This is a genomic window from Sphingomonas faeni, assembly GCF_040407505.1.
GTDB lineage: Bacteria > Pseudomonadota > Alphaproteobacteria > Sphingomonadales > Sphingomonadaceae > Sphingomonas > Sphingomonas faeni_E.
Genome location: NZ_JAPZPQ010000016.1, coordinates 1 through 1,653 on the forward strand (window position 1 = coordinate 1; position 1,653 = coordinate 1,653).

Genomic DNA, 1,653 nt, shown 5'->3' on the forward strand with positions numbered 1-1,653 from the left:
ATCCAGACTGTGCGAAAAGTCGCGTCTGTGATTCCGCCGGGCTGCAGATCGGCGTATGCTAGTGGCATGGCGTATATCGAGGGTCACGCGCGCGACCAGGCGCTGCTGTTGCCGGCATCGGTTGAGGATTACGTATCGGCGGACAACCCGGTGCGCTTCATCGATGCCTTCGTCGACGATCTTGATCTCAGCAAGGCCGGTTTCCATCGCTCGCAGCCGAAGGCCACAGGACGGCCGGGCTATGATCCGGGCGACATGCTCAAGCTGTATCTGTACGGCTATCTCAATCGAGTGCGGTCGAGCCGGCGCTTGGAGGCGGAAGCTGTACGCAACCTGGAGGTGATCTGGCTACTGCGCGGGCTACGGCCGGACTTCAAGACCATCGCCGACTTCCGCCGCGACAACCGGTTCGCGTTCAAGGCGGTGTTCCGCGCCTTCGTGCTCCTGTGCCGCAAGCTCGACCTGTTTGGCCGCGAGCTGCTGGCGGTGGATGGAACACGGCTGAAGGCGGTGAACAGTCGCGAGCGCAACTTCACCAAGGCCAAGCTCGACAAGTACATCAAGTCCGCCGACGAGCGGCTCGAGAAATACCTCGCGCAGTTAGATGACGCCGACCGCGGCGAGGAGGCAGGCACGATCAGACGGAGCGATGCACTGGCGGCGAAGATCGCGAAGGTGCGCGAACAGCGTCAGGTGAACCAGGCGATGCTGGAGCAACTAAAGGCCAGCGGAGAGAGCCAGATTTCGCTGACCGACCCCGACGCCCGCGCGATGGCAGCTCATCCCAAGGTCGGCGTCGGCTATAACGCTCAGGTCGCAGTCGATGCGAAGTACAAGCTGATCGCCGAACAGCATGTCACCAACGCGGGCAGCGATCTGGGTTTTCTGGCTGAGACAGCCGGCGCCGCAAAGGACATCCTCGGCGTGGAGCGGATCGATGCGGTCGCCGACATGGGGTACTACATGGGCGAGGACATCGCCGCGTGCGAGCGGGCCGGCATCACGCCCTATGTCGCTCGCCCCCAGCGCGGCACGGCCGTCGGCGACGGCCGCTTCCCCAAGGAGCGGTTCCGTTACGATGAAACCGCGGATTGCTATCACTGCCCCGCCGAGCAACGCCTCGATACACGGTACCGCTGGCTTCAGGGCGGTCATATCATCGTGCAATATTCGAACCCGCGCGCCTGTGGCGGTTGCGGACTCAAGGCGCAGTGCGCCCGCGGAAACTTCCGCCGCATTACGCGGTGGGAAGGCGAGGCCGTGCTTGACCGCATGGCGATACGCCTCGCCGCCCGGCCCGGGATCCTGGACATTCGCCGCGAGACGGTCGAGCACCCTTTCGGTTCGATCAAGCAATGGATGAACCAGGGTGCCTTCCTGATGCGCGGGCTCGAAAAGGTGCGGGCCGAGTTCAGTTTGACGGCACTCGCCTATAATCTCAGGCGGGCGATCAACCTCGTCGGCGTACAGGGGCTGATCCGGGCCGTGCAGGCCTGATCTAACGCCAAAATGTTCCCCTCCTGGCCGGCTGCCGCGGCAAATGGCGCTCTATCGGTGGCCCGGTGCCGCCTGTAACCCTCAGCCACTAACACCGCCCTCATCCCGTGCATCCAAGGCGCGGCACCAGCCAACGGCGAGTTTCCGCACAGTCTG

1 protein-coding gene is annotated in these 1,653 nt (G+C 63.9%); it reads left to right on the forward strand.

The window, feature by feature from the left end:
* The first annotated feature begins 66 nt into the window (after positions 1–66).
* Positions 67–1,497 carry an IS1182 family transposase gene (locus tag O6X71_RS20930; RefSeq protein WP_353467576.1) on the forward strand — a complete coding sequence of 477 codons (1,431 nt, stop codon included), beginning with the start codon at positions 67–69 and terminating at the stop codon, positions 1,495–1,497.
* The last annotated feature ends 156 nt before the right edge of the window (positions 1,498–1,653 follow it).

Bases quoted from the DNA above. Each gene is read 5' to 3' on its own strand.
- O6X71_RS20930 (WP_353467576.1), top strand. From the start codon at position 67: ATGGCGTATATCGAGGGTCACGCGCGCGACCAGGCGCTGCTGTTGCCG.